23 protein-coding genes and 1 other RNA gene are annotated in these 25,706 nt (G+C 67.1%); 7 read left to right on the forward strand and 17 right to left on the reverse strand.

The features are described 5' to 3' along the window. Nucleotides 1-44: 44 nt before the first annotated feature. Nucleotides 45-1,202 (forward strand): glycoside hydrolase family 5 protein, encoded by a 1,158-nt coding sequence (locus ACG00Y_RS14890; RefSeq protein WP_394480099.1) that lies wholly within the window; start codon nt 45-47, stop codon nt 1,200-1,202. Here the strand turns inward: ACG00Y_RS14890 and ACG00Y_RS14895 are convergent. Together ACG00Y_RS14895 and ACG00Y_RS14900 are read right to left on the reverse strand one after the other, a co-directional pair. Next, nucleotides 1,180-1,458 (reverse strand): ComEA family DNA-binding protein, encoded by a 279-nt coding sequence (locus tag ACG00Y_RS14895; protein ID WP_394480101.1) that lies wholly within the window; start codon nt 1,456-1,458, stop codon nt 1,180-1,182. The two genes, ACG00Y_RS14890 and ACG00Y_RS14895, sit on opposite strands and share 23 nt — an antisense overlap. Then, nucleotides 1,455-3,209 (reverse strand): ABC transporter ATP-binding protein, encoded by a 1,755-nt coding sequence (locus tag ACG00Y_RS14900; RefSeq protein WP_394480104.1) that lies wholly within the window; start codon nt 3,207-3,209, stop codon nt 1,455-1,457. The genes ACG00Y_RS14895 and ACG00Y_RS14900 overlap by 4 nt, the downstream gene beginning before the upstream one ends. 81 nt (nt 3,210-3,290) lie before the next feature. On the opposite strand from ACG00Y_RS14900, the gene ACG00Y_RS14905 reads away from it, so the two are divergent. Beyond that, entirely contained in the window at nt 3,291-4,307 is a 1,017-nt protein-coding gene (locus ACG00Y_RS14905; protein ID WP_394480106.1) for a glycosyltransferase, read from the forward strand. Between the two features lie 10 nt (nt 4,308-4,317). On the opposite strand, the gene ACG00Y_RS14910 is transcribed toward ACG00Y_RS14905, so the two are convergent. The 13 genes from ACG00Y_RS14910 to gyrA all read right to left on the reverse strand — a co-directional run bounded on the left by ACG00Y_RS14910 (nt 4,318) and on the right by gyrA (nt 19,001). Beyond that, nucleotides 4,318-5,271, reverse strand: a complete 954-nt coding sequence (locus tag ACG00Y_RS14910) for a glycosyltransferase family 2 protein (RefSeq protein WP_394480108.1) — start codon at nt 5,269-5,271, stop codon at nt 4,318-4,320. Continuing rightward, a complete protein-coding gene (locus tag ACG00Y_RS14915; protein ID WP_394480110.1) occupies nt 5,268-6,218 on the reverse strand; it encodes a glycosyltransferase family 32 protein in 951 nt (316 codons plus the stop codon). Before ACG00Y_RS14915 ends, ACG00Y_RS14910 begins: the two co-directional genes overlap by 4 nt. 7 nt (nt 6,219-6,225) lie before the next feature. Beyond that, a complete protein-coding gene (locus ACG00Y_RS14920) occupies nt 6,226-6,972 on the reverse strand; it encodes a glycosyltransferase (RefSeq protein WP_394480112.1) in 747 nt (248 codons plus the stop codon). Beyond that, nucleotides 6,956-8,098 carry a lipopolysaccharide assembly protein LapB gene (gene lapB, locus ACG00Y_RS14925; RefSeq protein WP_394480114.1) on the reverse strand — a complete coding sequence of 381 codons (1,143 nt, stop codon included), beginning with the start codon at nt 8,096-8,098 and terminating at the stop codon, nt 6,956-6,958. The genes ACG00Y_RS14920 and lapB overlap by 17 nt, the downstream gene beginning before the upstream one ends. After that, nucleotides 8,088-8,387, reverse strand: coding sequence for a LapA family protein (locus ACG00Y_RS14930; RefSeq protein WP_394480115.1), 300 nt, complete (start codon nt 8,385-8,387; stop codon nt 8,088-8,090). The genes lapB and ACG00Y_RS14930 overlap by 11 nt, the downstream gene beginning before the upstream one ends. A 16-nt stretch (nt 8,388-8,403) precedes the next feature. Next, nucleotides 8,404-8,703, reverse strand: a complete 300-nt coding sequence (locus ACG00Y_RS14935) for an integration host factor subunit beta (RefSeq protein ID WP_056202110.1) — start codon at nt 8,701-8,703, stop codon at nt 8,404-8,406. Nucleotides 8,704-8,812: 109 nt separating this feature from the next. Beyond that, on the reverse strand, nt 8,813-10,525 hold the full coding sequence (gene rpsA / locus ACG00Y_RS14940) for a 30S ribosomal protein S1 (protein WP_394480117.1): 1,713 nt from the start codon (nt 10,523-10,525) through the stop codon (nt 8,813-8,815). Between the two features lie 150 nt (nt 10,526-10,675). After that, the gene (locus tag ACG00Y_RS14945; protein WP_394480119.1) at nt 10,676-12,676 is read right to left on the reverse strand and encodes a bifunctional 3-phosphoshikimate 1-carboxyvinyltransferase/cytidylate kinase; all 2,001 of its coding nucleotides are present in this window, start codon (nt 12,674-12,676) and stop codon (nt 10,676-10,678) included. After that, nucleotides 12,676-13,584, reverse strand: a complete 909-nt coding sequence (locus ACG00Y_RS14950; protein ID WP_394480121.1) for a prephenate dehydrogenase — start codon at nt 13,582-13,584, stop codon at nt 12,676-12,678. The genes ACG00Y_RS14945 and ACG00Y_RS14950 overlap by 1 nt, the downstream gene beginning before the upstream one ends. Further along, the gene (gene pheA / locus ACG00Y_RS14955) at nt 13,584-14,681 is read right to left on the reverse strand and encodes a prephenate dehydratase (RefSeq protein ID WP_394480123.1); all 1,098 of its coding nucleotides are present in this window, start codon (nt 14,679-14,681) and stop codon (nt 13,584-13,586) included. Before pheA ends, ACG00Y_RS14950 begins: the two co-directional genes overlap by 1 nt. Continuing rightward, nucleotides 14,674-15,765 carry a 3-phosphoserine/phosphohydroxythreonine transaminase gene (gene serC, locus ACG00Y_RS14960; RefSeq protein WP_394480124.1) on the reverse strand — a complete coding sequence of 364 codons (1,092 nt, stop codon included), beginning with the start codon at nt 15,763-15,765 and terminating at the stop codon, nt 14,674-14,676. Before serC ends, pheA begins: the two co-directional genes overlap by 8 nt. Before the next feature lie 13 nt (nt 15,766-15,778). Next, the gene (locus ACG00Y_RS14965; RefSeq protein WP_394480126.1) at nt 15,779-16,366 is read right to left on the reverse strand and encodes a DUF2059 domain-containing protein; all 588 of its coding nucleotides are present in this window, start codon (nt 16,364-16,366) and stop codon (nt 15,779-15,781) included. A gap of 1 nt (nt 16,367) precedes the next feature. Further along, entirely contained in the window at nt 16,368-19,001 is a 2,634-nt protein-coding gene (gene gyrA, locus ACG00Y_RS14970) for a DNA gyrase subunit A (protein ID WP_394480128.1), read from the reverse strand. A 260-nt stretch (nt 19,002-19,261) separates the two neighbouring features. Between gyrA and ompA the strand changes: the two genes are divergently transcribed. The 4 genes from ompA (at nt 19,262) to ssrA (ending at nt 21,759) form a co-directional block, all read left to right on the forward strand. Continuing rightward, on the forward strand, nt 19,262-19,921 hold the full coding sequence (gene ompA, locus ACG00Y_RS14975; RefSeq protein WP_394480130.1) for an outer membrane protein OmpA: 660 nt from the start codon (nt 19,262-19,264) through the stop codon (nt 19,919-19,921). A gap of 74 nt (nt 19,922-19,995) precedes the next feature. Next, nucleotides 19,996-20,700, forward strand: a complete 705-nt coding sequence (gene ubiG / locus ACG00Y_RS14980; protein ID WP_394480132.1) for a bifunctional 2-polyprenyl-6-hydroxyphenol methylase/3-demethylubiquinol 3-O-methyltransferase UbiG — start codon at nt 19,996-19,998, stop codon at nt 20,698-20,700. Beyond that, on the forward strand, nt 20,697-21,374 hold the full coding sequence (locus tag ACG00Y_RS14985; protein WP_394480134.1) for an HAD family hydrolase: 678 nt from the start codon (nt 20,697-20,699) through the stop codon (nt 21,372-21,374). Before ubiG ends, ACG00Y_RS14985 begins: the two co-directional genes overlap by 4 nt. A 12-nt stretch (nt 21,375-21,386) precedes the next feature. Beyond that, nucleotides 21,387-21,759: a transfer-messenger RNA gene (gene ssrA / locus ACG00Y_RS14990) on the forward strand. Between the two features lie 143 nt (nt 21,760-21,902). Here ssrA and ACG00Y_RS14995 read toward each other — a convergent pair. Both ACG00Y_RS14995 and ACG00Y_RS15000 read right to left on the reverse strand, forming a co-directional pair. Beyond that, on the reverse strand, nt 21,903-22,820 hold the full coding sequence (locus tag ACG00Y_RS14995; RefSeq protein WP_394480136.1) for an SPFH domain-containing protein: 918 nt from the start codon (nt 22,818-22,820) through the stop codon (nt 21,903-21,905). Between the two features lie 29 nt (nt 22,821-22,849). After that, on the reverse strand, nt 22,850-23,278 hold the full coding sequence (locus tag ACG00Y_RS15000) for an NfeD family protein (RefSeq protein WP_394480138.1): 429 nt from the start codon (nt 23,276-23,278) through the stop codon (nt 22,850-22,852). A gap of 120 nt (nt 23,279-23,398) precedes the next feature. Here ACG00Y_RS15000 and ACG00Y_RS15005 point away from each other — a divergent pair, with 120 nt between their 5' ends. Further along, nucleotides 23,399-25,672 carry an Orn/Lys/Arg family decarboxylase gene (locus ACG00Y_RS15005; protein ID WP_394480140.1) on the forward strand — a complete coding sequence of 758 codons (2,274 nt, stop codon included), beginning with the start codon at nt 23,399-23,401 and terminating at the stop codon, nt 25,670-25,672. Nucleotides 25,673-25,706: the final 34 nt, after the last annotated feature.

A 25,706-nucleotide genomic window follows, 5' to 3' on the forward strand; every position in this document is an offset into this window, starting at 1 on the left:
AGAGGTCTTCAATCAAGCCGGTGTCTCTGTGTCTCTGCGCCTCTGTGGTTGCATTGCTGTATGGGCTCCTTGCCGTTCCGGCGCAGGCGGCCGACATCGCCTTCTGGGACACACCGCGCCACGGCGGCAACAGCTTCAACGGCAAGCCGCCCGACGAGGCCTACTTCCGTGCGCTCCGGGCCACCGGCGCCACGTGGGTGCGGCTGACCTTCTCGAAGTGGAAGGGTCAGGGCCGCGACTTCCTGATCGGCGATGCGGACGACTACCGAGGCATTCCGGCGGAGGACCTGGCGCTGCTGCGCCAGGCGATGGATGCGGCCGGTGCGGCGGGCATCAAGGTCGTGCTGGTGCCGCTGTCCCTGCCCGGCAACCGCTGGGTGCAGCACAACCAGGACAAGCAGGACGACCGGCTCTGGAAGGACCGCCGGTACTGGGCGCAGTCCGCCGCTTTCTGGCGCGACCTGGCCGTGGCCGTCAAGGACCACCCGGCCCTGGCGGGCTACAACCTGCTCAACGAGCCGACGCCCGAGAAGGGCATGGGGCTGGACGAACAGGCCACGCCCGAGGTGCGCCAGGCCTGGTACGCCACCCACAAGGGCACGACACGCGATCTGCCGGCGTTCTACGGGCAACTGATCGCCGCGATCCGCGCGGTCGATGCGGACACGCCGTTGATGCTCGACGGCGGCTGGTACGCGCATGCGTGGAGCCTGAGCTACTGGACGCTGCTGACGGACGCGAAGCTGCTCTATGCCTTCCACATGTACGAGCCCTGGAACCTCACCAGCGCTCCGCAGATCAAGCGCAAGCCGCAGCTGCGCTATCCCGGCGCCGAGGTGACCTGGGGCGGCAGGACGCTGAGCTTCGACAAGGCGGCGATGCAGCGGTTCCTGGGCGTGCCGTTCGCGTGGGCCAAGGCCAACGGCGTGCCGGCGAATCGAGTGGTGGCGGGTGAGCTGGGCTGCGTGCGCGTCTGGACAGATTGCGGCGCCTACCTGGCTGACGTGCTCGACACGCTGAACAGCCACGGCGCGCACTGGGCTTTCTACAGCTTCCGCGAGGACGTCTGGGAAGGCATGGACTACGAAATCCCGCCCGCATTTCCCGCCGGCCAGGTGTACTACCTGCGGGAGCAGGGCAAGGGCGCCAGGGTGCCGCTGGACAGCCCGCTGATGGGGGTCATCCGGAGCCGGATGCGCTAGCTCCGTAGGCCTGACCCGCCACACGCAGGCCGGCGCCCGAGAGCTTGATCGCCGTGGCCGAGCGTATGCCCGGCACGCGCTTCATCAAATCGGCCCAGTCCGCGAACGGGCGCGCGTCCAGCAGGCGTTGAACCAAAGCCGGCCCGAGGCCGGGCAGGGATTCGAGCTGGGCGCGCTTGGCCGTGTTCGCCTCGACCTCGGCCTGTTGAGCCAGGGCGGGCGTCGCCGCCCACAGCAACAGGCTGCGGCGCCTCATGATTCGCCGGCCTGCGCCCGCACCATGGCGGCATAGGCGCCGTCACGCGCGAGCAGCTCGGCGTGAGTGCCGGTCTCGACCAACTTGCCCGCGCCCATCACATGGATCGCATCGGCGTCGCGGATGGTGGAAAGGCGGTGGGCGATGACGATCAGCGTCTTGCGGCCCGACCAGGCGGCCAATGCCTGCTGCACCGCGCGCTCGCTCTCGGTGTCCAGCGCCGAGGTGGCCTCGTCGAAGATCCAGACCGGCGCGTCCTTGTACAGCGCGCGCGCAATGGCCAGGCGCTGGCGCTGGCCGCCGGACAGCTTGCTGCCGTTGGCGCCGACATTCGTTTCGACGCCCTCCGGCAGCGTCTGCACGAAGTCCCACAGGTGGGCCGCGCGCAGCGCCTGCTCCAGCCGGGCGTCGTCGCGCGGCTGGGCGTAGGCGATGTTGTTGGCCACCGAGTCGTCGAACAGCACGATGTCCTGCGAGACGACGGCGAACTGGCGGCGCAGGGACAGGCGTGTCAGCGTCTCGATGTCGGTGCCGTCCAGCGTGATGCGCCCGGCGTCCGGCCGGCCGAAGCCCAGCAGCAGATGGATGATGGAACTCTTGCCCGCGCCCGAGGCGCCCACCAGCGCCGTCGTACGGCCGGCGGCGAAGGCGAGGCTGAGGCCGTTCAGCGCCGGCTGGCTGGCGCCGGGGTAGGTGAGGCCCACGTCCTCCATGACCAGCTCTCCCTGCGCCGGCGCGGCCAGCTCGTGCGTGCCCGCATCGGCTTCCTTGGTCGCATCCATCAGCTCGAAGCAGCCCTTGGCGATGACGAAGGCGCGGGTCAGCGGCGCGGCCAGGTCGGACAGATGGCGCAGCCGCGAGGTCAGCAGCATCAGCGCCGTGACGAACTCGGCGAAGGCCTTGACGCCGGTGTTGTCCGCGCGCGCCTGCCACAGCGCCACGCAGATGATGAAGGACAGGCCGATGCTGGCGACGAACTGCGACAGCGGCTGGGCCAGCGCGCCGGCGGCGGCGGTCTTGAGGTCATTGCGGCGCACGGTCTGGGACACCTCCGCAAAGCGCTCCCGCTCATGCGCGGCCGCGCCGAACTGGCGCACCACGCGCCAGGCCCGCGTCATGTCGTCGACGCGGTTGACCAGCAGCAGCTGCGAGTCGTAGGCGCGCGTGGACATGGTCCGCATGCGCTGGTTGACCTTCTTCATGACCAGGGCCATCAGCGGCGTGACGATGAGGCTGAGCAGCGTCAGCTGCCAGTTCAGATAGAAGAGGAAGCCGATCATCGCCAGCGCCGGCAGGCCGTCGCGCAGCACGCTCAAGCCCACATTGGCGACCAGATGGATGATCTGCTGCGGGTCGTTGACGACCTTGCTGACCGCCGTGCCGGGCTGCATGCGCGTGTAGACCTGCGCGTCCAGCCGCAGCAGCGCGCTGACCAGCGCGGCGCGGAAGTCCACCACCGTGCGTGTCAGCGTCCAGTTGAAGAGGTATTGGCCGAGAAAGCCGAACACGCCGCGGATGACGTACAGGCCGATCAGCACGACCGGCACCATCCACAGCGGAAACGCGTCCGCCGTGAAGCCATCGCCGAAGGCATAGCCGACCAGCTTGGGGATCAACGGCTCGGTGGCTGCCACGCCGATATAGGCCAGCACGGTGAGCACGGCGCCCCAGCGGTGCGGGTAGACGAACTGGCGCAGGCGGCGGGCCACGGATGGCGTGGGCGACGAATCGGGGCGGGCATCAGCGGACATGAGCGCGGATTGTCGTCTGCGTCATCGGGCCGCGAAGCGAGGCCTTCCTATACTGCCGCGCAGCCCGGCCAACGCCCGCCCATGAAAATCGTCCACCTGCTCCTGACCCCTCGTTTTGCCGGCTCCGAACGCTACGCCGTGGAGCTGGCCAATGCGCAGGCGGCGGCCGGGCATGAGGTGGTGGTGGTGCTGCACAAGCGCGGCGCCGAGCCGCGGCCCGATGCCATCGCCCACCGGCTCGATGCGCGCGTGCGGCGCGTGCTGGTTGGCGGCTGGCGGCCGCTGGCGATCTGGGCGGCGCGGCGCGCGGTCGATGCGGAGGCGCCCGACGTGGCCCATGCCCACCTCAGCCTGGGCTGCCGCGCACTGCATGGGCGCAGGAAGGCGGGGCTGCGGGTCGCGACGCTGCACATCCGCTACAAGCCGAACCAGCATGACGACCTCGATGCCTTGATCGCGATCGCTCCCTGGCAGCTCGCCGGCATGCCCGAGGCCCGCCTGCAGCACACGCGGCAGATCGACAACTGGACGGCCGCCGGCCCGTTCGACCCCGCTGCACGCGCCCGTGTGCGGGCCGATGCCGGCATCGCCGACGGCGACTTCGTCATCGGCGCGCTGGGCCGCTGCGAGGCCAGCAAAGGCCTGGACACGCTGATCGACGCGTATCAGGCGGCGCGGCCACCGGGCACGCGCCTGGTCATCGTCGGCGGCGGTGCCGAGTGGGCCAGGCTGCGTCGCAAGGCATCCGCCGACATCGTCATGCCCGGCTTCGTGGCCCGGCCGCAGGACTGGTTCAGTGCGATGGACGCCTTCGTCAGCGCGGCCACGTCGGAGCCCTTCGGCCTGGTTTTCCTGGAGGCCATGGCCGCCGGCCTGCCGATCGTCGCCACGGCCAGCGAGGGCGGGCAGCTTTTCGAGCAAAGCCTTTGCCAGCCGCTGGTGCCGGTCGGTGACTGCAGCGCCTTGAAGGCGGCGCTGGCCTTGCTCGGCACGACCCGGCCAGGGCGCCGCAGTCATGACCTGACGGCCTATTCCATCGACACGGCGGCAGCGCGTATCGAAGCGTTCTACCTCGGCGAACTGCAGGCCCGGACGTGATCCGCCATGCTCACATGCTGCGCCACCACTGCAGCCCGCGTAGCCAGCGGCCGCGTTTGAAATAGGCGGCAAGTAGCTCCTGTCTTGTCAGCGGCGAGCTGCGCTCGAAGCGCTCGGCGTCGGTCTTCAACCCCTGCAGCGCCTCGCCACCCAGCTGCCGCCGCCGCCGCCGCGCGCGCAGCAGCGTGCGGGCGCAGAAATGGGCGATCTCGAAGCGCGTGTCCGCCTGCAGCGGCGGCAGCTCGGCTGCCAGGCCGTCCAGCGCCAGCGTCCAGTCGTCCAGCCGTTTGACGTCCAGATGGCTCATCAGGCTGCCGCCGCGCTGGCGATAAGCCACCCAGACCTCGGCGACATGCAGGTGCCGCGGCGTGTGCAGTGCCAGCCGCGGGTAGAGGGCCATGTCCTCGAAGATGCGGCCCTCGGCAAAACGCAGGCCCGCCGGCCAGCAGGCGCGGCGCACGATCTTGCTCCAGGGGTGGAACTGGCCGCGCACGAACAGGCCGCGCAGGCGCAGGTCGATGTCGTTCATCAGCACGCCGGCCGGGCCGTCGAAGCTGGCGATGTGCCGGTGGCGCGGCTTGACCGACGCCGTCGAGGGCCCGTCGTCGAAGACACGGAAGTCGCAGGTCAGCAGGTCCGGTTGGTGTTCGGCCAGCAGAGCTTTCAGGCGCGGGATAACACCAGGCTCCACGAGGTCGTCCGGGTCGATGAACCACAGGTAGGCGCCGCGCGCCTCATTCAGCAGCCGGTTGCGCGCCGCGCTAACGCCTTTGTTGAGCGGCTGGCGGATCACGCGGGCCTGAGGCAGCAGCGCCTCGACCAGCGCTGCAGAGCCGTCGGGCGAGGCGTCGTCAACGAAGATGAGCTCGACGTCGTTGTCGAGCTGGTCGCGCAACGAGTCCAGGCAGGCCGGCAGCCAGGCCTGCACCCGGTACATCGGCAGCAGCAGGCTGAGCCAGGTCAAGATGGCCGGCGCAGCAGCGCGTCCAGCACGCTGCCCGGCAGCACCCGACCACGGAGCCAGTTGCGCTCGACAATGTTTCGGTCATTGCCGCGCAGCTTCAGCAGCGCCGGCAGCCGGCGCGGGCAGGGCGTCAGCGCGATGCGCACGAAGAGGTGAGTCTTGCGCCAGCCGACACCGCACAGCCAGGCGAAGGGGCCGTCCTCGGCGCGCATCAAGGCCAGGCGGTAGTCGGCGGCCTGGCGGTCCAGCAGGTCGGCCGCCACGACGTGCATCAGCAGATAGCGTTGTGAGCCGGTGTCCAGCCGCTGCAGCACCCGCGCCGCGCGGCCCTGATCCTGCAGCCGCGTGAGCATCGCCTCGGGGCCGATGTCTAGCGCTTCGTCGAAACCCTGGGCGAGCGCCGTGGCGAATGGGCAGCCCGGCACGGCGGCCATCAGCCAGTTCTCGACGATGGGCTGCTCGGGCCGTGCCGTGAAGCGGTCGACGTAGAAGCCGACGTAGCTGGCCGCGCGGCGGGCACGCTGCTGATGCAGCCAGTCCAGGTCGCGGGCGAGCAGGATGGAGGCGTCCATCCACACGCCACCGTGACGGGCCAGCAGCTGGATGCGCAGCCAGTCGGCCTGGCGGTAGGCGGGCAGGGTGTCGAAATCGGCGCGCAGGCCGGGCAGCCAGTCGAGGGCGCTGGCACGGTGCAGCAGGCGGATCTCGTGGTCGGGAGCGAAACGACGCCAGTTCTCCAGGCAGGCGACGATGAAGTCCGGTGCCGGCTCGGTCTGCCAATAGGTCCAGATGACCTTGGGAATCTCGGTCTCGCAACGGGCCGCGCCGACGACCGTCTCGCGGGTGCGTTCCGGCACGCGGGCGCGCAGGACCGTCCAGACCTCGCGCAGGAACAGCACGGTGGCCAGGATCAGCAGGCCCTTCAGCACAAGCACGAGGGTGGTCATTCGCGCCTCACTCTCGCCAGTGGTCCGCGATCCAGCGCGCCGGCCGCGCGTGGCGCCAGTTGCCGTTGCTGCGGCCGGCCAGCGCGTCGGGCGGGTTCATGACGCCGTGGAAGATGAGGATGCGGGCGCCGTCGGGGATGAAGGGGTCACGCCAGTAGCTGGTCGGCCAGGCCGGGATGCAGTGGTACTTGTAGCTGGCGCACCAGGCGTCGTCCCAATACTGCAGCTTGCCCTGACGGTGCAACACGGCGGACAGGAAGGCCTGCTCGTTGCGGTAGTCGGCCTTGGCCTTGGCCTGGTCGGCGACGAACTCGGTCAGCACGTCCTGGTGCGCGCCCAATTCCCAGCGGTAGACGGAGGAGTTGCCGGTGATGCGCCAGGGCCGCTTCCAGTCGTGGATGACAAGGAACTCTCCGGAGACGTTGAAGAAGGGCGTGATGTCGTCGACGATGACGACGTCCAGATCCAGGAACAGCGCGGTGCCGCTGAGGCCGTACTCGTTGACCAGCACGGGGCTGAAGGTCGTCAGCTTCTTCCAGCCCCGCTCGGGTTCGCCGTTAGGCAGTGTCAGCTCGGGGATGGGGAAGCAGCGCACCTCGCTGCGGATGCCTTCCGTACGGTCGGTCAGGCAGGCGAACTCGAAGTCGCCCTTCAGATGGCGCCGCACCATCGCGTACAGACGGTTGACGTACTCGGGGCCGTACTTGGTGCCCCACTTCATGCAGACGATGGTGCGCTTAGAGTTCTTCGACATGACGCGGGGGGTAGGTGTCCCAGCCCAGGCAGCCCGGGCACTGCCAGAAATAGTGGGCGGCCTCAAAGCCGCAGGCGGCGCAACGGTAGCGCAGCAGCGGCTTGGTGGCTCGCTCCAGCGTCTGGATGAGCGGCGCGGCCTCGTCGGCCGGTAGTGCGGCGGCGTTCAGCTTGAGCAACTCGGTCGCAGCGGAGAGTGCCGGTTGCTCTTGCAGATGCAGTGCCAGGCGGCCGCGCTGCGGCCCGGGTTGAAGCGTGGCCAGCGCACGCAGCAGATGCATGCTGGGCGCACGCTGGTATTGCTCAGTCAGCAACGCGATGGCGCGCTCCGGCTGGCCCAGGGCCTGGGCGGCTGCGGCGCAGTCGGCGGCGACAAGGTTGAAGGCCGGCGGGTTGGCGGTCAGCAGCTTGGTGAACGCGGCCATCGCGCCTTCAGCCTGCCCGGCCTTCAGCAGCAGCTGGCCTTGCAGCACGTAGGCTCGGGCGCCCTCGGGCTCGCGGCGCTGGGCGTGGCCCAGCAGCTCCAGCGCGAGGTCGCCATGCCCCTGGGTTTGGGCGACCAGCGCCTGCTCGCACAGGTAGTGCGCGATGCGGCCGGAGAACGAGCCCGTGCCGGCGGCCTCCAGTTCGGCGGCGATTTCGGCGGCCTTGGCCCAGTCGCGCGAGCGCTCGTACAGTGACAGCAGTGCCAGACGGGCCTCACGCTCGAAGGCGGTACCGCGCAGCTCCGCATAGGCAGCCTCGGCGCGGTCGAACAGGCCGGCCTTGAAGAAGTCCTGTGCCAACTCGTGCTGGGCGCGGTCGCGGTCGGTTTGCGCCAAGTCGCCGCGGCGCAGCAGGTGTTCGTGCACACGCACGGCGCGCTCGGTCTCGCCACGGCGGCGGAACAGGCTGCCCAGGGCGAAGTGCAGCTCGGAGGTGTCGGGGTCGTTCTGGACGGCTTCGATGAAGGCGTCGATGGCCTTGTCCTGCTGCTCGTTCAGCAGCAGGTTCAGGCCCTTGAAGTAGGCCTTGGGGGATTCCTTCTCTTCGAGCTTCCATTGCCGCGAGTCGAGCTTGGAGGCCAGCCAGCCGAGGATGAAGACGACGGGCAGGACAAACAGCAGCCAGCGCGGATCAAACGCCATCTTGGTGGGCGGCAAAGGGAAGGGAAGGCGCTTCCGTTGCGGCAGCGGGGGCGTTGGAGACCGGCTCCAGGCGCTGCGCCGCGCGGCGGTGTCGCCACCAGGCCGGCACCATGGCGAGCACGCCAAACGCCGCGCCGAGGCCGAAGGCCAGCAGCACGATGATGACTTGCGGCGCGCGCCATTCGTGGCCGAAGAACCAGCGCACGACGGCGTCGTGGCTGTTGTTCAGCGCAAAGGCGAACAGCGTGAAGAAGAGCAGGGCCCGCAGGAGCCAGACGAGGGTGCGCATGGCCCCGGATTCTGGCTCAGGCGTCCGTCACTGGCAGGTGCTTGTCGACAGCTTCGCGCAACGCCTTGCCGGGCTTGAAGTGGGGTGCCAGCTTCTCGGGGATCATGACCTGCTCGCCGCTGCGCGGGTTGCGGCCCACGCGCGGTGGGCGGCGGCTGATGGAGAAGCTGCCAAAGCCGCGGATCTCGATGCGGTGGCCGCGCGCCAGGGCGTCGCTCATCGCGTCGAGGATGGTCTTGACGGCGAACTCGGTGTCGCGCTGGGTCAGTTGGCCAAATCGTTCGGCGAGCACAGCGACGAGGTCGGAGCGGGTCATGGCGGAGCTTTTGCTGAGAGCAGAAATTGAAACAGGCCCGCTGGCGAGGCCGGCGAGCCTGTGGGGAGCATACCCGGCCTCCGAAGAGACCGGGCGGGCCAGACAGGGCTTAGTTGCCCTGGTTGTCCAGCTTGGCGCGCAGCAGGGCGCCCAGGCTGGTGGTACCGGCGTTTTCACGCTCGCTCGACTGGCTCAGGCGCTGCATGGCTTCCTGGTTGTCGGCGTTGTCCTTGGCCTTGATGGACAGCTGGATGTTGCGGGTCTTGCGGTCGATGTTGACGATGACGGCGGTGACTTCGTCGCCTTCCTTGACCACGTTGCGGGCATCTTCCACGCGGTCGCGGGAGATTTCCGAAGCACGCAGATAGGCCATCACGCCTTCAGCCAGCTCGATCTCGGCGCCACGCGGGTCGACCGTGATGACCTTGCCGGTCACCGAAGCGCCACGGTCATTGATCGTGGTGTAAGCGGTGAAGGGGTCGCTGTCCAGCTGCTTGATGCCCAGCGAGATGCGCTCGCGCTCGACGTCCACGGCCAGCACGACGGCTTCGACTTCCTGGCCCTTCTTGAAGTTGCGCACGGCGGTTTCGCCGGTCTCGTCCCAGGACAGGTCGGACAGGTGCACCAGGCCGTCGATGCCTTGCGCCAGGCCCACGAACACGCCGAAGTCGGTGATCGACTTGACCGGGCCCTTGACCTTGTCGCCGCGCTTGACGTTCTCGGCGAACTCTTCCCACGGGTTGGCCTTGCACTGCTTCATGCCCAGGCTGATGCGGCGCTTGTCTTCGTCGATTTCCAGAACCATGACTTCGACTTCGTCGCCCAGCGTGACCAGCTTGCTGGGGGCGATGTTCTTGTTGGTCCAGTCCATCTCGGAGACGTGCACCAGGCCTTCGATGCCCGGCTCGATCTCGACGAACGCGCCGTAGTCGGCGATGTTCGTGACCTTGCCGAACAGGCGGGTGCCGGTCGGGTAGCGGCGAGCAACGCCGAACCACGGGTCGTCGCCCAGCTGCTTGATGCCCAGCGAGACGCGGTTCTTCTCGGCGTCGAACTTCAGGACCTTGGCGGTCAGTTCCTGGCCGACCTGAACGACTTCGCTCGGGTGGCGGACACGGCGCCAGGCCATGTCGGTGATGTGCAGCAGGCCGTCGATGCCGCCCAGGTCCACGAACGCACCGTATTCGGTGATGTTCTTGACCACGCCGTTGACGATGGCGCCTTCGGACAGCGTCTCGAGCAGCTTGGCGCGCTCTTCACCCATCGAAGCCTCGACCACCGCGCGACGCGACAGCACAACGTTGTTGCGCTTGCGGTCGAGCTTGATGACCTTGAATTCCATGGTCTTGCCCTCGTAGGGGCTCATGTCCTTCACCGGGCGCGTGTCCAGCAGCGAGCCGGGCAGGAAGGCGCGGATGCCGTTGACCAGGACGGTCAGGCCGCCCTTGACCTTGCCGGAGACGGTGCCGGTCACGAAGTCGCCGGACTCCAGGGCCGTTTCCAGGCTCAGCCACGAGGCCAGGCGCTTGGCCTTGTCGCGCGACAGGATGGTGTCGCCGTAGCCGTTTTCGATGGCGTCGATGGCGACGGAGACGAAGTCGCCGACCTGGACTTCCAGTTCGCCCTGGTCGTTCTTGAACTCTTCGATGGGCACGTAGGCTTCGGACTTGAGGCCTGCGTTGACGACGACGAAGTTGTGTTCGACACGAACGACTTCAGCCGAGATCACTTCGCCAGCGCGCATGTCGGAGCGCTGCAGCGACTCCTCGAACATGGCGGCGAAGGATTCCATGCCGGAAGCGGCGGTTTGGTTTTGGGACATGTGGATAGACCTTGATGCGCCGGGGAGCCCCGGACGCGGCGTGCAGACGAGCTGCGGGTTAAGTTGTTGACATCGCGACCCTCGGTGAACTGACGTTCGGAGGGAAGGGCCGCGGGCCGTGGCTTCTCGGGCCTGGGCCGGGCTGACGGGTCAGAACGGCCGGCGCTGTTGCCACCAAACCAGCATCTGATCCACCGAGGCTTCGATGGTCAGCGCCGAGTTGTCGAGCAGCTGCGCGTCCTGCGCTGGGGCCAGTGGCGAGGCAGAGCGGTTCTTGTCCCGTTCGTCCCGCGCCTCCAGATCTTCGCGCAAGCCTTTGATATTAGCTGAAATACCCTTGGAAATCAATTGCTTATGCCTGCGCTCGGCGCGCGTCGCGGCGCTGGCGGTCAGGAAGACCTTGAGGTCGGCGTCGGGGAAGATGGCCGTGCCCATGTCGCGGCCGTCGGCGACGAGGCCGGGCAGGCGGCGAAAGCTCAGTTGCAGTTGGTGCAGGGCCTGACGCACGGCGGGGTGCACGGCGACCTGCGAAGCCAGCAGGCCGGTCGCCTCGGCGCGCAGGCGGGCGCTGACGTCTTCTGAGCCTAGGAAGACCTGGCCGTCGATGAAACGCAGTTGCAGCGTCGGCACGATGGCTGCAACTGCGGCGCCGTCGTCCAGGTCTAAGCCGGCGCGACGCGCGGCCAGGCCAGCGACGCGGTAGAGCGCGCCGGAGTCCAGCACCGCAAAGCCCAGCGCCTTGCCGACCTCGTCGGCCAGCGTGCCCTTGCCGGAGGCGGTTGGGCCGTCGATGGTGATGACGGGGATGTCGGCGGCGTTGGCCGTCACGACGCCGAACAGCGTCTCGAAATAGTCGGGGAAGGTCTTGGCGACGCAGTGCGGCTCCAGGATGCGCACCGGCTGGGCGGCCGAAGTGACCAGGCCGTTGAAGGCGGCCAGCGAGAAGCACATCGCGACGCGGTGGTCGTCGTAGGTGTGGATGGCGGCGGCCTGCCAGTCCTTCAGCGGCTCGACTCGAATCCAGTCCGGGCCTTCTTCGACGGTGGCACCCAGCTTGCACAACTCGGTGGCCATCGCGGCGATGCGGTCCGTCTCCTTGACGCGCCAGCTGGCGATGTTGGTCAGCGTCGTCGGCCCGTCGGCGTACAGAGCCATGACGGTCAGCGTCATCGCCGCGTCGGGGATGTGGTTGCAGTCCAGCGTGATGCCCTTGAGCGGCCAGGCGCCGCGACGGACTTCCAGCCAGTTCGGGCCGGTCGTGATCTCGGCACCCATGGCGGCGGCGGCTTCGATGAAGCGCACGTCGCCCTGCAGAGACTCGCTGCCCACGCCTTCGATGCGCATGGGCGCTTCGCTTGCGGCGATGGCGCCCAGGCCGACGAAGTACGACGCCGATGACGCGTCGCCCTCGACGAACACCTCGCCCGGTGAGCGGTAGCGGCTGCCGGCCGGGATGACGAAGGCCTCCCAGCCCTCGCGCTTCACGTCGATGCCGAAGCGGGCCAGCAGGGCCAGCGTGATCTCGATGTAGGGCTTGGAGATCAGCTCGCCAATCACCTCGATGCGGATATCGCGCTCGGCCACCAGCGGCAGGGCCAGCAGCAGGGCGGTCAGGAACTGGCTGGACACATCGCCGCGCACGCGCACCGGCGTGTCCAGGGCCAACGAGGACGGCCCGCGCAGCCGCAGCGGCGGGTAGCCCGCGTTGCCCAGGTCGTCGATCTCGCAGCCCAGGCCGCGCAGCGCGTCGACCAGGTCGCCGATGGGTCGCTCATGCATGCGCGGCACGCCCGACACCTCGAAGCTGCCGCCCTGCGTCGCGGCCAGCAGCGCCAGTGCCGCCGTCAGCGGCCGCATCGCCGTGCCGGCGTTGCCGAGGAAGAGCTTGGCGTCCTTGGCGCGCAGACGACCACCCAGGCCGTCGATGACGAGTGCGTCACCTTCACGCCAGACGCCGCAACCCAGCGTGCGCAGCGCCTCCAGCATGACGGCGGTGTCGTCCGACGCCAACAGGTCGCGCACGAAGGTCTTGCCCTCGCTCAGCGCGGCCAGCAGCAGCACGCGGTTGGAGATGCTCTTGGAGCCGGGCAGGCGCACGGTGCCTGCGGCGCCGCGCAGCGGCGGCAGGTCGAGAAAGGGGATCTTGAACATCACTTCGCCGCAGGGCGGCCGGGAGGAAGGGCAGGGGTGGGCGCAGGCGCAGGGTTGCCCCAGGCAGCACGGCCTTCGGCAATGGGCCGCAGCGCGGCTTCGAGGGCCGTGGCGTCACCGGCTTCTATCAGCGCTTCGAGCTGGTCCAGCATGGTGCGAAAACGCTTGGACTGCGCCAGCACCTCGTGTTTGTTGGCCAGCAGGATGTCGCGCCAGACGCCGGGCTCACCCGCAGCGATGCGGGTGAAGTCACGAAAGCCCGGGCCAGCGAGGCTGAGGTAGTCCCGCGCGGCGGGCTGCTCGGCGATGGCCTGGAAGTAGGCGAAGGCCAGCAGGTGCGGCAGATGGCTGACGGCAGCGAAGGCAGCGTCGTGGTTGTGCGGCCGCATCTTCAGCACCGTGGAGCCAAGCGCCGACCACACGTCGGTTGCGCGCTGCACCAGCACCGGGTTCGTGAAGGGCTGGGGCGTCAGGATGACTTGCCGGCCCTCGTAGAGCGTGGCCTCGGCATGTTGCACGCCGCCCGACTCCTTGCCGGCGATGGGGTGGCAGGGCACGAAGCTGGCGGCTCGCTCGCCCAGGGCGCGGCGGGAGGCCTCGATGACGTCGCATTTGGTGGAACCCACGTCCATGAACAGGACGCCGGGGTTCACCAGGTGGCGGATGGCCTTGAGCGTGCTTTCGGTGGCCGACACGGGCACGGCGATCAGCACGATGTCCGAGCCGGACACGGCAAGCAGCGCGGACTCGGCGGCCACGTCGATGACGCCGAGCTTCTTGGCCAGTTTGGTCGTCGACGGCGACTTGCTGTAGCCGACGACGCGCTTGACCAGGCCGGCCTTCTTCATCGCCAGCGCAAAACTGCCGCCCATCAGGCCGCATCCGATCACGCCGAGCTGTTGAAACATCAGTTTTTTACCGGGTAGGCGCCGAGCATCTTGAAGAAGGCGCAGATCTGGCGCAGCTCGGCCAGCGCGCCGGCGACGTGTGGCTGGGTCGGGTGGCCGTCGAGGTCGATGTAGAAGTAGTAGTCCCACTGACCTGTGCGGGCCGGGCGGGACTCCAGGCGGGTCATGGACACGCCGTGCTTCTTCAGCGGCACGAGCAGATCGTGCATGGCGCCGGGGCGGTTGGCCACGGAGACGACCAGGCTGGTGCAGTCGCGGCCCGTGGCCGGCGGCGTGGCCATCGTCTGCGGCAGGCAGATGACGGCGAAGCGGGTGCGGTTGTAGGCCTCGTCCTGGATGGCGTGAGCGACGATGTGCACGCCGAACAGTGTCGACGCCCGTTCGGCGCCCAGTGCGGCCCAGGCCGGGTTGGTGGCGGCCAGACGGGCGCCCTCAGCATTGCTGGACACGGCGCGCCGCTCGGCGTCGGGCAGGTGCTTGTTCAGCCAGTTCTGGCATTGCGCCAGCGCCTGGGGATGAGCCAGCACCGCTTCGATGCCGTTCATGGACGGCTCCTTGCGCATCAGGTTGTGCCGGATCAGCAGGCTGACTTCGCCGACCACATGGCAGGGCGTGTGCAGGAACAGGTCCAGCGAGCGCGTGACGACGCCCTCGGTCATGTTCTCGACGCCGACGACGCCGAACTGCGCGCTGCCCGACGCCGTCGCGTGGAAGACCTCGTCGAAGTTGGCGCAGTAGGTCATGTCGGCCGCGCCGCCGAAGTATTCGATGGCAGCCTGCTCACAGAAGGTGCCGACCGGGCCCAGCACGGCCACGCGTTGCGGCGACTCCAGCGCCAGGCAGGCGGACATGATCTCGCGCCAGATGGCCGCCACATGCTCGCCCTGCAGGGGGCCGGGGTTGGCGGCGCGGATTTTCTCGATGACCTGCGCTACGCGGTCGGGGCGGAAGAAGGGCGTGCCTTCGGCGCGCTTGATCTCACCGACCTGTTCGGCCACGCGGGCGCGCTGGTTCAGTAGTTCCAGCAGTTGCTTGTCCAGGCCGTCGATCTGGTCGCGCAGCGCCAGCAACGCCTGGGAGGCGACGGGTTCAGCCATGGCGGGCCTCGAAATCCTTCAGGAAGCCGACCAGCGCCTGCACGCCTTCCAGCGGCATCGCGTTGTAGATGGAGGCGCGCATGCCTCCCACCGACTTGTGGCCTTTGAGCGCCAGCAGGCCGGCGGCCTTGGCCTGAGTGAGGAAGCTCTCGTTGAGTCTTTCGTCGCGCAGAAGGAAGGGCACGTTCATGCGTGAGCGGCAGCTCGGGTCGACGCGGTTCTCGTACAGGCCCGACGCATCCAGGGCACCATAGAGCAGGGCGGCCTTGTCGATGTTGCGCTGCTCGACAGCCGCGAGGCCGTGCTTGCCGCCGTACTCCAGCGCCTTGACCCACTGGAACACGAGGCCGGCAACGTAGATCGCGAACGTCGGCGGCGTGTTGTACATGGAATGGTTGGCGGCCACGGTCTCGTAGTTGAAGGCCGAGGGGCAGATGTCCAGTGCGTGGCCCAGCAGGTCCTCGCGCACGAACACCAGCGTCATGCCGGCCGGGCCGATGTTCTTCTGCGCGCCGCCAAAGGCCAGGCCGACGCGGCTCCAGTCGATGGTGCGGGACAGCAGGTGCGACGAGACGTCGATGACCAGCGGCACGCCGCTGGTGAGCTGCGGCAGGTCGTGGAACTCGACGCCGTCGATGGTCTCGTTGGTGCAGAGGTGGACATAAGCCGCGTCATCGCGCAGCGCCCAGTCGCGCGGGATGGCGTAGCCCTTGCCGATATCGGCGGCGATCTGCACGTCGGCGTAGCGGCGCGCCTCGGCCGCGCTCTTGCGCGACCAGGAGCCCGTGACGACGACGTCGACCTTGCCGCCACGGCTGAGGTTCAGCGGCACGATGGCGTTTTCGCCCAGGCCACCGCCCTGCATGAACAGGATGCGGAAGTTGGCCGGTACCGCCAGCAGCTCGCGCAGGTCGCGCTCGGCCGCCTCCAGGATGGCGCCGAACTCCTTGCCGCGATGGCTCATCTCCATGACGCTCATGCCGCTGCCGTGCCAGTCCAGCATCTCCGCCGCCACCTGGCGCAGCACGGGTTCGGGCAGTGTGGCGGGGCCGGGGGCGAAGTTGAACGGGCGGGCAGAGGTCATCGAGGTCGGGAGGCTACTTCTTGGGTGCGGAGGCCGGTGCGGCCTTGGGGGCGGCGCTCGCGGGCGGCGGCTGCAATCCGAGCTGCTTGGCCAGGGTGGCCTGCAGGGTCTTCAACCGGCCTTCCAGTGTCGGGCCGGCTTCGGCCATCACCTTCTGAGCGACAGCCTTTTGCAGCTCGATGCTGGCGAGGCCGAACTTCTGGCTGACGGGCGATTCTGCCCAGGCCAGCACCTGCTTCAGTTCGTCCTCGCTGAAGCGTTCGTCCAGCAGCGCCGAAGCCGTGTTCGGCACGGCCTTGGAAATCTTGTCCTTCAGGTAGGACACGTTCTCCTCGACGAACTTCTTCAGCTCGACGTCCATGGCCTTGACCGTGGCTTCGCGCTTGTCGGCCGGCACCTGTTGCAGGGCGGCGCGGACGCTTTGCGACAGTTGCGGCAGCGGCCCCTGGACGATGCTGGCGGCCAGGTTGTCGGCCAGGCCGCGCTGTTGCAGCGCGACGATCTTGTCGATCAGCGCCTTCTTGGCGGGCGAGGGCTGCGCCATGGCCGAGCCGGCGGCCAAAACGAGGGCTAGGGCCAGGCCCAGTTTGCGGGAAGTCATGTCAGTCCTTGGGGGCTTCGGGGTTGTCGCCGGCCTCGTCGGGCTCGGCGCCGGCATCGGATTCATTGGCATCGTTCTCGACGATGCGCTGCAGGCCCGACAGCTTGCTGCCATCGTCCAGCGCGATCAGTGTGACGCCTTGCGTGGCGCGGCCGAGTTCGCGGATCTCGGCAACGCGGGTACGCACGAGCACGCCCTTGTCGGTGATCAGCATGATCTCGTCCTCCGGGCGGACCAGCGTCGCGGCGACGACGCGGCCGTTGCGCTCGGTCTGCTGGATGGCGATCATGCCCTTGGTGCCCCGGCCGTGGCGGGTGTACTCGACGATGTTGGTGCGCTTGCCGTAGCCGTTCTCGGTGGCGGTCAGCACGCTCTGCGATTCGTCTTCAGCCACGAGCATGGCGATCAGGCGCTGATCGGGTTCCAGCATCATGCCGCGCACGCCGCGGGCGGTGCGGCCCATTGGGCGCACATCGTCCTCGTCGAAGCGCACGGCCTTGCCGCCGTCGCTGAACAGCATCACGTCATGGTGGCCGTCGGTCAGCGCCGCGCCGATGAGGTGGTCGCCCTCGTCCAGGTCGACGGCGATGATGCCGGCCTTGCGCGGGTTGCTGAAGTCCTTCAGCGACGTCTTCTTGACGGTGCCGAGCGCGGTGGCCATGAAGATGAAGTGATCTTCGGGGAAGGTGCGGAACTCGCCCGTCAGCGCCAGCACGACGGTGATCTTCTCCCCGGCCTGCAGCGGGAACATGTTGACGATGGGCTTGCCGCGCGAGTTGCGCGAACCTTGCGGCACCTCCCAGACCTTGAGCCAGTAGACGCGGCCACGGTCGGAGAAGCACAAGATCCAGTCGTGGGTGTTGGCGATGAAGAGCTGGTCGATCCAGTCGTCGTCCTTGGTCTGCGTGGCCTGCTTGCCGCGACCGCCGCGCTTTTGCGCACGGTACTCGCTCAGCGCCTGGCTCTTGATGTAGCCGGTGTGCGAGAGCGTCACGACCATGTCGGTCGGCGTGATCAAGTCCTCGGTGCCGAGTTCCTGCGCGTTGTGCTCGATGACGCTGCGGCGCGCGCCCAGTTTGGTCTGGCCGAACTCCTGCTTCAGCTGCGCCAGCTCCTCGCTGATGATGGTCGTCACGCGCGACGGCGTGGCCAGGATGTCCAGCAGATCGGCGATCTGCGACATCACCTCCCGGTACTCGCCGACGATCTTGTCCTGCTCCAGCCCGGTCAGCCGCTGCAGGCGCATCTGCAGGATCTCGCCCGCCTGGGCTTCGGACAGACGGTACAGGCCGTCAGCCTGCATGCCGAACTGGGGCTCCAGGCCCTCGGGGCGATAGGCCTGGCTGCCGCCTTCGGCACGCGCCAGCATCTCGCGCACCAGCGACGAGTCCCAGCCCTTGGCCATCAGCGCCGCCTTGGCGACCGGCGGCGTCGGCGAGGTCTTGATCGTCTCGATGAACTCGTCGATGTTGGCCAGCGCGACGGCCAGGCCCTCCAGCACGTGGCCGCGTTCACGTGCCTTGCGCAGCTCGTAGATCGTCCGGCGCGTCACCACCTCGCGGCGGTGCTCCAGGAAGACGACGATCATGTCGCGCAGATTGCAGAGCTTGGGCTGGCCGTCGACCAGCGCGACCATGTTCATGCCGAAGCTGTCCTGCAGCTGCGTCTGCTTGTAGAGGTTGTTCAGCACCACCTCGGGCACTTCGCCTCGCTTGAGGTCGATGACGACGCGCATGCCCGACTTGTCGGACTCGTCCTGGATGTGGCTGATGCCCTCGATCTTCTTCTCTTGCACCAGCTCGGCGATGCGCTCGAGCAGCGTCTTCTTGTTGACCTGGTAGGGGATCTCGTCAACGATGATCGACTGGCGCGCGCCCTTGTCGATGTCCTCGAAATGCACCTTGGCGCGCATCACCACGCGGCCGCGACCGGTGCGGTAGCCGTCGCGCACGCCGGCTAAGCCATAGATGATGCCGGCGGTCGGGAAGTCCGGCGCCGGGATGATCTCCATCAGCTCGTCGACCGTGCACTCCGGGTTCTTGAGTGCGAACAGGCAGGCGTCGACGACTTCGTTCAGGTTGTGCGGCGGGATGTTCGTCGCCATGCCGACCGCGATGCCGGCAGAGCCGTTGACCAGCAGATTGGGCAGGCGGGTCGGCAGAACCAGGGGTTCCTGATGGCTGCCGTCATAGTTTGGCCCGAAATCGACAGTCTCCTTGTCGATATCGGCCAGCATCTCGTGAGCGATTTTGTCGAGACGAATCTCGGTATATCGCATTGCTGCCGCGTTATCGCCGTCGATCGAACCGAAGTTGCCCTGGCCATCAATCAGCATGTGCCGCAAGCTGAATGGCTGCGCCATGCGCACGATGGTGTCGTAAATGGCCGAATCGCCGTGCGGATGGTATTTACCCATCGTCTCGCCGACCGCCTGCGCACTCTTGCGGTACTTGGCGTTATAGGTGTTGCCCATTTCATTCATCGCGTACAAAACGCGACGGTGCACGGGCTTCAAGCCATCTCGCGCATCGGGCAGGGCGCGGCCGACGATCACGCTCATCGCGTAGTCGAGGTAGGAGCGGCGCATCTCCTCCTCGAGGCTGATCGGCAGGGTTTCCTTGGCGAACTGGGTCATGCGGCGGAGGGGCGCACGCGCCTACAACAGGGCGGCGTCATTGGAGGTAGGTGAAAGACGGAATTCTAAGGGCCCCGTCCCTTGTAGCAGCAGCGCAACAGCGTCACCGTGCCCTTGAACGTAGGCCGCCACAATGCGTTTGTCTCAGTGCCCCCATGGCACAATCGTTGAGTCCCTAGGAGAAACCCTAAAGTCTCCTGGGTTAGAGGTTGAGTACTGACTCTCGCAGGGCAACTGCGGCATTCCTTGAGAGGAGAATCATGAAGAAATTGAATCGAGTGGCGTCGCTGTTTGCGATGGCTGCGGTCGCCGCCGCGACGTCGTCGGTGTCGGCGCAAACCATTGACAACTGGCGCGCGACCGACGGTACGGTCTGGAAGAACGGCACCAACGAATACTGCTGGCGCGACAACTTCTGGACGCCGGCTACGGCAGCCAAGGGTTGCGACGGCGAAATCAAGCCGGCACCGAAGGCAGCAGAACCCAAGCCCGCCGCGCCGCCGGCCCCGGTGGCGCCCCCGGCTCCCCCGAAGCCTGTGCCCCCGCCGCCGCCCGCCCCGGTCAGCGAGAAGGTCACCTTCGCCGCTGACGCCTTCTTTGACTTCGACAAGGCGACGCTGAAGCCCGAAGCCACGGCCAAGCTGGATGACCTGGTCAGCAAGACCAAGGGCATCAATCTGGAAGTCATCATCGCCGTTGGCCACACCGACTCGGTGGGCAGCGACGAGTACAACCAGAAACTGTCGATCCGTCGCTCGGAAGCCGTCAAGGCCTACCTGGTGGGCAAGGGTGTCGAGCCGAACCGCGTCTACACCGAAGGCAAGGGCGAGAAGCAGCCTGTCGCCGACAACAAGACCGCCGATGGCCGCTCCAAGAACCGCCGCACCGAGATCGAAGTCGTCGGTACGCGCAACAAGTAAGCTCTGGCGCCCTCGGGCGCTGAGCGCAAGGCCCCGCCGGCTCGCCGTCGGGGCTTTTTTATTTTCAGCACGCCATGACCATCAATGCCGACCCGCAAGAGCTTGCCAAGTTTGGCGAACTCGCCCACCGCTGGTGGGACCCCGAAAGTGACTTCAAGCCGCTGCACCAGATCAACCCGCTGCGCCTGGGCTGGATTCAACAGTTATGTCCTCTGGCGGGTAAACGGGTCGTCGACGTGGGTTGCGGCGGCGGCATCCTGAGCGACTCGATGGCCCGTGCCGGCTCGCAGGTGCTGGGCATCGACCTGTCGACCAAGCCGCTGCGCGTCGCCGAACTGCACGCGATGGAAGCCGGCACCGAGGGTGTTGAGTACCGCGAGATCGCCGTCGAGGCGCTGGCCGCCGAGCAGCCTGCGAGCTTCGACGCCGTCACCTGCATGGAGATGCTGGAGCATGTGCCCGACCCGGCCTCCGTTGTGCATGCGCTGGCGGCGCTCGTCAAGCCGGGCGGGTGGGTGTTTCTGTCGACGTTGAATCGCAATGCCAAGTCTTTCCTGCTGGCCATCGTCGGCGCGGAGTACGTGCTGAACATGCTGCCCAAGGGCACGCATGAATACGCGCGCTTCCTGAAGCCGTCGGAGCTGGCGCAGTTCTGCCGCGATGCCGGGCTTGAGCTGCAGTCCAGCCGGGGTCTGACCTACAACCCGCTGACGCAGCGCTACAGCCTCGGTAGCGACACGGACGTCAACTACTTGCTGGCCTGCCGGCGCCCGCTGTGAGTCCATTCGGCGCACGCTGGGCGCATCTGCGTGCCGTGCTGTTCGACCTTGACGGCACGTTGATCGACAGTGCAGAAGATCTCGCCCGTGCTGCCAACGCGATGCGTGCCAAGCGTGGCCTGACGCCGCTACCCCTGGCGCAATACCGGCCGCATGGTGGCTCCGGCGCGCGCGGCATGCTGGGCCAGGCCTTCGCTATCGGACCGGGCCAGTCGGGGTATGACGAACTCAAGCGCGAGTTCCTCGATCGCTACGAGGCACTGATGTACGACAGCACGCACCCGTTTGCCGGCATAGCCGCCGAACTGGCGGGGTTGGCGGCGGTGGGACTGGCCTGGGGCGTCGTCACCAACAAGGCCGAGCGTTTCGCGCTGCCGCTGACAACAGCGCTGCGCCTGGGTGCGCAGGCCGTGGTGGGCGGCGACACGACGGGCCATGCCAAGCCGCATCCCGCGCCGCTGCTGGAAGCGGCGCGTCGTCTGGGTGTCGCGCCACAGGCTTGCCTCTACGTCGGTGACGACGAGCGCGATGTCATCGCCGGTCGCGCGGCCGGCATGACCACGGCGGTGGCGGCATGGGGTTACCTCGGCCCAGAGGCCGACCACAGCCGCTGGGGCGCAGATATCGTGCTGACCGAACCAGGCGAGCTCTTGAAGCAGCTCGGACTGGCCTAAAATAAGGTTCCTGGGGCCGACCTGGTTTCGACGTGGGTGCGGATCCGGAGTAGGGCATGCCGAGCACCAGTCCGCTCGTAAAACCACTGGAAACAAAGTAACTGCAAACGACTCTACGTTCGCACTCGCCGCTTAATTGCGGATGAGCTTCTCAACGGCAGGCCGATGGGCCGGGCTGAACCTCGCAAGGGGCAAGGCTGAGAAGTCACTCACATCGGCTGGCAATGCGCTGGGTCACTCAGTGTGTTGTGAGACTAAGTGACTGGCGGGAAAGCTAGCGTGCCACTGCGCGAGTTGACCGTGAGATTCAAATCAGCCGGCTAAGCATGTAGATCTGCCCGGTGATGGCTTGCGGACGGGGGTTCAATTCCCCCCGGCTCCACCATCTCAGAGTTCAGCGAAGTCCGCTGAAGCCCAAAAGGCCCAAGTAAATCAACGACTTGGGCCTTTTTCTTTGTCCGCCAGCGCCCGGGTAAGTGCACCACATTCCGGCATCTGACCGGGTAACTTTCCGGGTAACTCAGGCTGTCAGGGCTTGCTGCCTGCCTTGAGCAGACTCATCGCCGTGCCGATCAAGCCCGCGACCTCGCTCACGTTGCCGGGCACGATCATCGTGTTGTTCTTCTGTGCGAGTTGGGCAAACGCATCGACTGCCTTTTCGGCCACCTTGAGCTGGACGGCCTGTTCGCCGCCAGGCTGCTGGATGGCGGCGGCAATTTTTCGGATGGCATCGGCCGTCGCATCGGCTACCGCCGTGATGGCGGCCGCCTCGCCCTGGGCCTGGTTGATGTCTGCCTGCTTTTCACCCTCCGAGCGCGCGATCGCGGCTTCGCGCTCTCCGGTGGCGATGTTGATCTGCTCCTGCCGCCTGCCTTCCGACGCTGCGATCAGTGCGCGTTTCTCGCGCTCAGCGGTGATCTGCGCTTGCATGGAGTGCAGGATGGCCGGCGGCGGTGTCAGGTCCTTGATCTCGTAGCGCAGCACCTTCACACCCCAGTTCAGCGCGGCTTCGTCCAGGGCCTCGACCACGGAGGTGTTGATGACCGCCCGCTCCTCGAAGGTGCGATCCAGTTCCATGCGGCCGATGACGGAGCGCAGCGTCGTCTGTGCGAGCTGGGTGATGGCGATGACGTAGTTGCTCGCGCCGTAGCTGGCGCGCATCGGGTCCGTGACCTGGAAGTAGAGGATGCCGTCGACGGTCAACTGGGTGTTGTCCTTGGTGATGCAGACCTGGCTGGGCACGTCGAGCGCGATCTCCTTCAGCGAGTGCTTGTAGGCGAGTCGGTCGACAAAGGGCACTAGGAACTTCAGGCCCGGTGTCAGCGTGCCGTGGTACTTGCCGAGGCGCTCCACCACCCAGGCGTTCTGTTGCGGGACGACCTTGATCGAGCGCACGACGAAGATGGCGGCGATGACGAGGATGACGAGTGCGATCTGGAACCCCATGGGGCCTCCCGTGTTGTTGATTTGAAGGCTCAGCGGTCGAGCAGCAGGCAACTGCCTTCGACCGCGCGAATCACATGCCGGCCGCTCTGGGCCGGCGCACTGCCGATGAAGCGCGCCTGCCAGGCCGCTCCGCGGTAGTGCACCTTGGCCAGGCCGTCGGTCGTCCATGCCTCGACCTGCACGGATTGCCCGATGTCGAGGTTGACGTCGGGATTGCTCGAGGCGGGCGCGGACGCGGGCATGCGCCTGCGCTTCAGGTGCCAGCCCACGACCGCAGCGACACCGACGACGGCGGCCGCCAGCAGCTGGCCGGTCTGGCCCACGCCCAGATGCGCAGCCAGCGCACCAGCGGCTGCGCCCAGCGCCAACATCAGCAGGTAGAAGCTGCCGGTGGCCAATTCGACAGCGACCAGCACGCCCGCCGCGATCCACCAGCCGGTGGCCCAGTTCCAGTCCATCTTGTCTCCCGAGGTCTGCGTTGTCGGGGCAGTTTATAGACTGCGCTGACACGGACGAAACACACTGCGGCCCTACACTTCGCCGCTTCGTTTTTGATGCCCGCCCGCTGGAGGCTGCCCATGATCCGTTTTCACTTTCCCGTTGTCATCATCGACGAGGACTACCGCTCCGAGAACACTTCGGGCCTGGGCATCCGCGCGCTGGCCGAGGCCATCCAGAAGGAGGGCATGGAGGTGCTGGGCGTGACGAGCTACGGCGACCTGTCGCAGTTCGCGCAGCAGCAGAGCCGCGCGTCGGCCTTCATCCTGTCCATCGACGACGAGGAGTTCACGCCCGGCCCCGAGATGGACCCCGTGGTGCTGAACCTGCGCAAGTTCATTCAGGAGATCCGCAACCGCAACCCGGACATTCCGATCTACGTCTACGGCGAGACGCGCACCAGCCAGCATCTGCCTAACGACGTGTTGCGTGAGCTGCATGGCTTCATCCACATGTTCGAGGACACGCCGGAGTTCGTGGCCCGCCACATCATCCGCGAGGCCAAGAGCTACCTCGACGGCCTGGCGCCGCCGTTCTTCAAGGCGCTGATGGAATACGCCCAGGACGGTTCCTATTCCTGGCACTGCCCGGGCCATTCCGGCGGCGTCGCTTTCCTGAAGAGCCCGGTGGGCCAGATGTTCCACCAGTTCTTCGGTGAGAACATGCTGCGTGCCGACGTCTGCAATGCCGTCGAGGAGCTCGGCCAGTTGCTGGACCACACCGGCCCCATTGCCCAGAGCGAGAAGAACGCGGCGCGCATCTTCAATGCCGACCACTGTTTCTTCGTCACCAACGGCACCAGCACGTCCAACAAGATGGTCTGGCACCACACGGTGGCGCCGGGCGATGTGGTCGTCATCGACCGCAACTGCCACAAGAGCAATCTGCACGCCATCATCATGTGCGGCGCCATCCCCGTCTTCATGACGCCGACGCGCAACCACTACGGCATCATCGGTCCCATCCCGGAGAGCGAGTTCAGCCCGGAGACCATCCGCGCCAAGATCGCCGCCAACCCGCTGCTCGCGCACATCGACCCGGCCACCGTCAAGCCCGCCATCGTCACGCTGACGCAGAGCACCTACGACGGCGTGCTCTACAACACCGAGACCATCAAGAAGAAGCTCGACGGCTACATCCCGACGCTGCACTTCGACGAGGCCTGGCTGCCGCACGCGGCCTTTCATGACTTCTACGGCCAGTTCCACGCGATGGGCAAGAACCGCCCGCGTCCGAAGGAGGCCATGGTCTACGCGACGCAGTCCACGCACAAGTTGCTGGCCGGCATCTCGCAGGCCTCGCAGGTGCTCGTGCAGGACTCGCAGAGCGTCAAGCTCGACAAGCACCTCTTCAACGAGGCCTACCTGATGCACACCAGCACCAGCCCGCAGTACTCGATCATCGCGAGCTGCGACGTGGCGGCCGCCATGATGGAGCCGCCCGGCGGCACGGCGCTGGTGGAGGAGAGCATCAGGGAGTCGCTGGACTTCCGCCGCGCGATGCGCAAGGTCGAGGCCGACTATGCCGAGGACTGGTGGTTCAAGGTCTGGGGGCCGGACTTCCTGCGTGCCCAGGATGACCAGGGCAGCCACCCGGTCTCAGACGACTGGATGCTGCATGCGGACGAGGACTGGCACGGCTTCGGCGGCCTCGCCGAAGGCTTCAACATGCTGGACCCGATCAAGTCCACCATCATCACGCCCGGGCTGGATATGGAAGGGCGCTTCGCCACAACCGGCATCCCGGCGTCTGTCGTCACCAAGTTCCTCGTCGAGCACGGCGTCGTCGTCGAGAAGACGGGCCTCTACTCGTTCTTCATCATGTTCACCATCGGCATCACCAAGGGCCGCTGGAACACGCTGCTGACGGCGCTGCAGCAGTTCAAGGACGACTACGACAAGAACGCGCCGCTGTGGCGCATCCTGCCGGAGTTCTGCGCCAAGTTCCCGAAGTACGAGCGCATGGGTCTGCGCGACCTCTGCCAGGCGATCCATCAGGCCTACGCGGAAGGCGACATCGCGCGGCTGACGACGGACATGTACTTGTCCAACCTGCAGCCGGCCATGACGCCGACCGACGCCTATGCCCACATCGCGCAGCGCCGCACCGAGCGCGTCGGCATCGACGAGTTGGAGGGTCGCATCACGACCTCGCTGCTGACGCCTTACCCGCCCGGCATCCCGCTGCTTGTGCCCGGCGAGCGCTTCAACAAGAAGATCGTCGACTACCTGAAGTTCACGCGCAGCTTCAACGCCAGGTTCCCAGGCTTCGCGACAGACGTGCACGGCCTCGTGCACGAGATCGACGAAGAGACTGGGCGCGGCTTCTACTACGTGGACTGCGTCAAAGCCTGAGCCTGCCCCGCCCCAAGGCTTGGCCTGGGGGCGG

It is taken from the genome of Pelomonas parva (assembly GCF_043555835.1).
Taxonomy (GTDB): Bacteria; Pseudomonadota; Gammaproteobacteria; order Burkholderiales; family Burkholderiaceae_C; genus Pelomonas; species Pelomonas parva.